This is a genomic window from Methylopila musalis (assembly GCF_042679725.1).
Classification (GTDB): domain Bacteria; phylum Pseudomonadota; class Alphaproteobacteria; order Rhizobiales; family Methylopilaceae; genus Methylopila; species Methylopila musalis.
Genome location: NZ_JBHTMX010000162.1, coordinates 1 through 6,388, shown reverse-complemented (window position 1 = coordinate 6,388; position 6,388 = coordinate 1). Strand labels below are relative to the sequence as shown.

The 6,388-nt window shown below is 72.1% G+C and carries 6 protein-coding genes and 1 pseudogene; 5 read left to right on the top strand and 2 right to left on the bottom strand.

All coding sequences use genetic code 11. The features are described from left to right. Nucleotides 1-615, top strand: a pseudogene (locus ACFQ4O_RS13795) (FAD/NAD(P)-binding protein); the annotation flags it as partial. Here ACFQ4O_RS13795 and ACFQ4O_RS13790 read toward each other — a convergent pair. Next, on the bottom strand, nt 585-2,333 hold the full coding sequence (locus ACFQ4O_RS13790; RefSeq protein ID WP_378776294.1) for a putative bifunctional diguanylate cyclase/phosphodiesterase: 1,749 nt from the start codon (nt 2,331-2,333) through the stop codon (nt 585-587). The pseudogene ACFQ4O_RS13795 and the gene ACFQ4O_RS13790 overlap by 31 nt on opposite strands. Nucleotides 2,334-2,576: 243 nt before the next feature. On the opposite strand from ACFQ4O_RS13790, the gene ACFQ4O_RS13785 reads away from it, so the two are divergent. From ACFQ4O_RS13785 to ACFQ4O_RS13770, 4 genes are all read left to right on the top strand, one after another. Next, entirely contained in the window at nt 2,577-3,551 is a 975-nt protein-coding gene (locus tag ACFQ4O_RS13785) for an MBL fold metallo-hydrolase (RefSeq protein ID WP_378776292.1), read from the top strand. 92 nt (nt 3,552-3,643) lie between these two features. Continuing rightward, a complete protein-coding gene (locus ACFQ4O_RS13780) occupies nt 3,644-4,420 on the top strand; it encodes an NAD kinase (RefSeq protein WP_378776290.1) in 777 nt (258 codons plus the stop codon). A 73-nt stretch (nt 4,421-4,493) separates the two neighbouring features. Next, nucleotides 4,494-5,039 carry a response regulator gene (locus ACFQ4O_RS13775; protein ID WP_378776288.1) on the top strand — a complete coding sequence of 182 codons (546 nt, stop codon included), beginning with the start codon at nt 4,494-4,496 and terminating at the stop codon, nt 5,037-5,039. Between the two features lie 11 nt (nt 5,040-5,050). Then, complete coding sequence (locus ACFQ4O_RS13770; RefSeq protein ID WP_378776286.1) at nt 5,051-5,650, top strand: Hpt domain-containing protein; 600 nt, start codon at nt 5,051-5,053, stop codon at nt 5,648-5,650. A gap of 29 nt (nt 5,651-5,679) precedes the next feature. On the opposite strand, the gene ACFQ4O_RS13765 is transcribed toward ACFQ4O_RS13770, so the two are convergent. Then, on the bottom strand, nt 5,680-6,388 hold a 709-nt coding region (locus ACFQ4O_RS13765; RefSeq protein WP_378776284.1), incomplete at its 5' end, for a DUF2336 domain-containing protein.

Below are 6,388 nucleotides of genomic sequence, written 5' to 3'. Positions count from 1 at the left end.
GAGGCGCAGGGCGCGCCGTGGCAGCGCGTGCTGGACGCGGTGCGCACGCAAGGCCCCGCCATCTGGGCCGCCCTGCCCGTGTCGGAGCGGCGGCGCGTGGTGCGCCGGCTGCGTCCGTTCTGGGACGTCCACCGCTTCCGCGTCGCGCCGCAGGTGGAGGCGGCGATCACTCGGGGCGCGGTCTCCGGCAAGGTGCGCATCTTCAAGGCCGAGCCGGTCAAGGTGGAAGCCGGCGAGACCGGCGTCGCGGTGACGCTGCGCCTCGGGCCCGACCGGTTCGAGGTGGTGACGGTCGACGCCGTGGTGCTGGCGACCGGCCCGGCGCACAGGTCCCTGCTGGAGGCGGACGCTTTCGCGCGCGGCCTCGCGGAGCTCGGACTGATCACGCTGGACGAGGTGGGCCTCGGGCTCGCAGCGGACCCGCGCAGCCGCGCCATCGGCGCCGACGGCGCGTCGGACCGGCCGTTGTGGATCGCCGGGCCGCTTGCCCGCGCCGCCTTCGGCGAACTGATGGGATTGCCGGAGGTCAGCCGCCACGGCGAGTTCGTCGCCCGCGAGGTGATCCGCCGGTTCCTGGACGACGCCTACGACGACGAGCGCCTGACCGCGGCCTGATCCGCCGCGCCGCCGTTCACGAACACGCGCCCGAACTCATCGGCCGGCATGGGCCGGCCGTAGAGGAACCCCTGCCCCTCCCGGCACCCGAGGCGGCGCAGGTGCTCCTCCTGGTCTGCCCGCTCGACGCCTTCCGCGATCACGTCCAGCCCGAAGCGCTCGCCGAGCTGAAGCACCAGTTCGACGATGGCTTCGTCCTCGGGCGCGTCGGAGATGTTGCGCACGAAGCTGCGGTCGATCTTGAGCCGGGTGATGGGATAGCGCTTCAACAGGTTGAGCGAGGCGTAGCCGGTGCCAAAATCGTCGAAGGCGATGCGCACGCCGAGGTCTCGCAGCCGGCGGACGCGGGCCACCGCCACGTCGTCGGAGGCGGTGAACACATTCTCCGTGATCTCGATCTCGAGCGCGTCGGCCGGCAGCCCGGTCACCCGGAGCGCGCGGGCCACGGCGGTGTCGATGTCCTCGCGGGCGAACTGGGCCTCGAACAGGTTGACGCCGATCCGGAACCGCCCTCCGACGGCCGCGCGCCACTGCTCGGCGCGGGCGCAGGCGGTGTTGAGGATCCAGTCGCCAACGGAGGCCGCCGCGCTGGAGCCCGCCAGAACGTCGAGGAACTGCGCCGGCGACAGCAATCCGCGGGTGGGGTGCCGCCAGCGCAGCAGCGCCTCGGCGCCGGTCAGCGCGCCGTCCTCGAGCCGCACCTGCGGCTGGAAGAACAGCTCGAACTGGCCGCCGATCGCCGCCTGCCGCAGATCGGCCTCCAGCGCCCGCCGCGCCGCCACCTCCTGGCGGTGGGAGGAGGAGAACATCTGCCGCGCGTCGCAGCCCTCGGACTTGGCGCGGCGCAGCGCGAAGTCCGCGTTGGCCATCAGCCGCACGGCGGTGGGGCCGTGCTCGGGCGCGACCGCGATGCCGATCGAGGCGGTGGCCTTCACCACCCGGTCCCGGATCGGACAGCCCAGCAGCAGCGCGGACCGGACCTGCTCGGCGACGGAGAACACCACCGCCAGATTGGACGTGTCCGGCAGCAGCAGGCCGAAGGAGTTCGACCCGAGACGCCCCACGACGCCGGGCGCGCTCGCGCCGTCGCTGTCGAAGGCGAGCGCGATGCGCTTCAGCTTCAGCGCGGTGTCGCGCAGGATCTCGTCGCCGACCACGTGGCCTTCGATGTCGTTGAGGTCCGAGAATCGGTCGAGGTCGATCACCAGCAGGGTCGCGGCGCGGCCGAGCCCCGCCAGCGCCTCGTCCAGCCGCTCGATGAAGCGGGCGCGGTTGGCGAGCAGCGTGAGCTGGTCGAACATCGCGAGGCTTTGCAGCCGATCCTCGGCCCGGCGGCGCTCGGAGGCGTCGCGGATCACGGCGGCGAAGACCATGTCCTCGCCCTCGCCCGCGAAGCTGATGTTGACTTCGGCCGGGAACACCTCGCCGTCCGCGCGCCGGGCCGGCAGTTCCAGCACCTGGCCGATCAGCCGCGGCGGCTCGCCGCGCACGAGGCGGCGCATGCCGGCGGCGTGGTCGGTGCGCATGGCGTCCGGCACGATGATGTCCAGCGAACGGCCCACCGCCTCCGCCCGCGAATATCCGAACATGCGGCACGCGGCGTCGTTCCAGACGCGGATGACGCCGGACGCGTCGGCGCCGACGATGGCGTCGCCGCCATGAGCGAGCAAGGCCAGCGCGAAGTGGACGACGCCCTCCGCCGCCTCGTCAGAACTCATCCGTCGCTCCGAAATTCAGGTCTGGACCAGTTGATAGACCGTTCGAAAACAAACCCCTACCGCCGATGACCAAACCGCATGATTTCCCATTCAAGCCCATCCGTCACGCAACATTGACGCAGCCGTTGGATTGCGGGACGGCCGTGGCTGACCTAATCCCTCCCCGAACCGTCGCCGCCGCCTCTGCGGGGCCGATCGAAACGCGAAGCATCCCCGGTTGACGATCGCCAGGAGGCCGTCCGCATGACCGTCATGACCCGCCGCTCCCTCATCGCCGCCACGGTCGGCGGAGCAGCCGGAGCGGCGCTCAGCCCCGCGGCCAAGGCCGCCGCGCCGGCCGCCGGGCGTCAGGCGCCGGGCGTCTACCGCTACAACGTCGGCGACATCGAGATCACCGCCCTCACCGACGGGATGACCCGCCGGCCGCTCGACGATTCCTTCGTGCGCAACGCGCCCGTGGCGGACGTGCGCTCCGCGCTGCAGGACGCGTTTCTCGGGCCGGACACGGTGCCGGTCTCCTTCACCACGCTGGTGGTGAACACCGGCCGTCGGCTGATCCTGATCGACGCCGGCGCGGGCGCGAACCTCGCGCCCACCGCCGGGCAGCTGTCCGAGAGCATGGCCGCGGCGGGGCTCGACCCGAAGGCCATCGACGCGGTGGTGATCTCGCACTTTCACCCGGACCATATCGGCGGCGTGCGGCTGAAGGATGGCTCGAACGCGTTTCCGAACGCCGAAGTGCGGGTTCCGGAGGCGGAATGGGCCTTCTGGATGGACGAAGGCCAGATGAGCCGCGCGCCAGAGGCCATGAAGGGCGCGTTCCGCATGGCCCGCCGGGTGTTCGAGCCCATCGCCCGCGACGTGGCGCGCTTCGGCCGGGAGGAGGAGATCGCCCCCGGCGTCGTCGCCCTGCCCGCGCCCGGCCACACGCCCGGCCACAGCGCCTTCCGGATCACGTCCGGCTCGGAGCAGCTCATCGTGTGGTCCGACACCACCAACCATCCGGCGCTGTTCGTGCGCAATCCGGGCTGGCACGTGATGTTCGACATGGACCCCGTCCAGGCGGAGGCGACGCGCCGGCGCATGCTGGACATGGTGGCGCGCGATCGGCTGGCCGTCGCGGGCTACCACTTCCCCTTCCCCGCGGTCGGCCACATCGCCCGGCGCGCGTCGGACGAGTACGCCTTCGTGCCGCAGATGTGGAACCCGGCGCTCTAAGGCGCCGCAGCGCGGTGACGCGGACGCCCGACCCGGTGTAAAAGCGGGCATGCGGCGCGGACGGGCGCGCTTCGCGGAGAGTGTGTCGGCGCATGACCGGTCGCGGATATGAACGGATCGCCTTCGTCGCGAGCGGCGCCGACGACGCGCGGGAGGCGCGCGCCACGCTGAACACGCTCTACGACGGCGTGCCGGTGGATCAGGCCGACGTAGTGGTGGCGCTCGGCGGCGACGGCATGATGCTTCTAACGCTGCACGACGTCATGGGCCGCAACGTGCCGATCTACGGCATGAACCGGGGCTCGGTCGGCTTCCTCATGAACGACTACCGGGAGGAGGGCCTGCGGGAGCGGCTCGCCGCCGCCGAGCGCACGGTCATCCACCCGCTCACCATGCGCGCCCGCGACCGCGACAACAAGGTGCATGTGGCCAAGGCCATCAACGAAGTGGCGCTCTGGCGCGAGACCTACCAGGCCGCGAAGTTCCGCATCGAGGTGGACGGCAAGCCGCGCATGCCGGAGCTGATCTGCGACGGCGTGCTGTTGGCGACGCCCGCGGGCTCCACCGCATACAACCTCTCCGCCCACGGGCCGCTGCTGCCGCTGGCGAGCCCGCTGCTGGCGCTGACGCCGATCTCGCCGTTCCGGCCCCGCCGCTGGCGCGGGGCCCTGCTGCCGGACCGCGCCGCGGTCGCGATCGACGTGCTGGAGCCGGAAAAGCGGCCCGTGGCGGCGGTGGCCGACAACATCGAGTTCCGCGACGTGAAGCGGGTCGAGATCGCGCTCGACCGCAAGACCAACCTCGTCATGCTGCACGACGCGGGCCATGGGCTGGACGAGCGCATCCTCGCCGAACAGTTCGGCTGGTGATCCGGCCGTAACGCGCCGTTAACGCCGTTTGTGACAGCGTGGGGACCGTCCCATCGTCCTCCGCGGCGGCTTCATGATCCGCGTCGATTTCGCAAAGCTCCGCATTCTGGTCGTCGACGACAACGCGCACATGCGCCGCATCGTCCGCACCCTGCTGCACGGCTACGGCTCGCGCGAGGTCTACGAGGCGGAGGACGGCGCGGCGGGTCTGGAGATGTTCACCACCCACCTGCCGGACATCATCATCGTCGACTGGGCCATGCCGATCTTCGACGGGGTGGAGCTGACGCGCATGATCCGCCGGCCGGACAGCGGCATGAACCCTTACGTGCCGATCATCATGCTGACGGGGCACTCCGAGAAAAGCCGCGTCATCCGCGCGCGGGACGCTGGCGTCACCGAGTTCCTGTGCAAGCCGATCTCGGCCAAGGCGCTGCACCAGCGGCTGCTGAACTGCGTGCTCAACCCGCGCCCCTTCATCAAGACGCGCGACTATTTCGGTCCCGACCGCCGCCGCTCCATCTCGACCACCTACAACGGACCGGAGCGCCGCACCAAGGACGACGCTTACGTGCAGGACGCCGCGCAGCTCCGGCTGCGCGAGAGCGTCGTGTCCTGAAGGCCATTCCGATGCCCGACCAGCCCCCGATTCTCACCGCGCTGTCCGACGACGCCGTGCTTCAGGATCTCACGCTCGAGCCCCGGCTGGAGGGCCTGAGCTGGGACGTGCCGGCGGAGGTTTTCACCGACCACGTGGTGCTGCGGCCGCCAAACGCGCTGAAGGAGCGCGCCGCGCAGCCCGCCAAGCGGGGCGACCGGTCCGGCCTCGACGCCGTCTCCCGGGCGGAGCACGCCATGGAGCTGCTCTCCGCCGAGTTCGACGGCTGGATGGCCGCCGAGATCGAACGGCTGGAGGCCGCGCGCAAAGCCTACGCGACCCAGCGCGATCCGGCGAACGAAGCCGCGTTCTACCGCTCCGCCCACGATCTTCGGGGACAGGCGGCCACCTTCGGCTTCCCGCTGGTGGGCGAGATCGCGGACGGGCTCTGCCAGCTGATGGAGGCGCTCGGGCCGGCGGCCCCCCAGCCCCATCTCGACCGCCATGTGGAGGCGATGCGGGCGCTGGTGCGCGAGGACGTGCGCGGCCGGCATCTGCCGCTCGCGATCGAGATCGTGAACAGCCTCGTCACGCTGCGCGCCGACGTGCTCCCCAAGCCTCCGACCGCCTGAACGCGGCGGCGACCGCCCGCCCGTCGCCGTCAGGCAGCGGCGCGCGGCGCCTCGATCGCTTTTCGCTCGAACGCCTTGCGGGCTTCGGCCCGCACCGCCTCGGTCTGGAACCGGCGCAGCATCGCCCGGAGGGGGCCGGCGTCCGCGCCCGCGCCGTCGCAGGCGGTGAGCGCGCGCTCCACCCTGCGCCGGGACAGCTCCGCCGACGCGGCGACGCCGGCCGGGCGTCCGAACTCGCGCTCGGCGGCGAGCGCCGCCCGGAACGACGGCAGGGCGGCGGCCGGGAACCCGGCCTGCGCATAGACCGCCTCGAATCCGCGTCCGTCGAAATCGCGCACGAAGCCCGCGACCCGGTGCGGCGGCTGGCCCGACAGCACCGACAGCGCCGCTTCGAACAGCGCCACGTCGCCGCAGAGCAGCGCGCGCAGGGCGAGGCTCGGCGCGAACTCGCCCCGCGCCACCAGATGCTCGACGAAACCCCTGAGATTGGGCGCGCCTTCGGCGACGATCGCCATGGCGCCGCGCTCGCAGGCTTCGTCCGAGGCCCGGCGGGCGCGATCCGGCGCGAGCCAGCCGCGATCGGCCACGAAGCTTTCGAGCGAACGGGCGACCGCCCGCATCAGCATATGGCGGATCTCGGGGCCGACCTCGGCGCGGGCCAGAAGCCGCTCGCGCACCACGGCGTCGGCGCCGTGGCGCTGGGCGATGCGGGCGGCGGTCGCGGGCGACAGCGCCGCG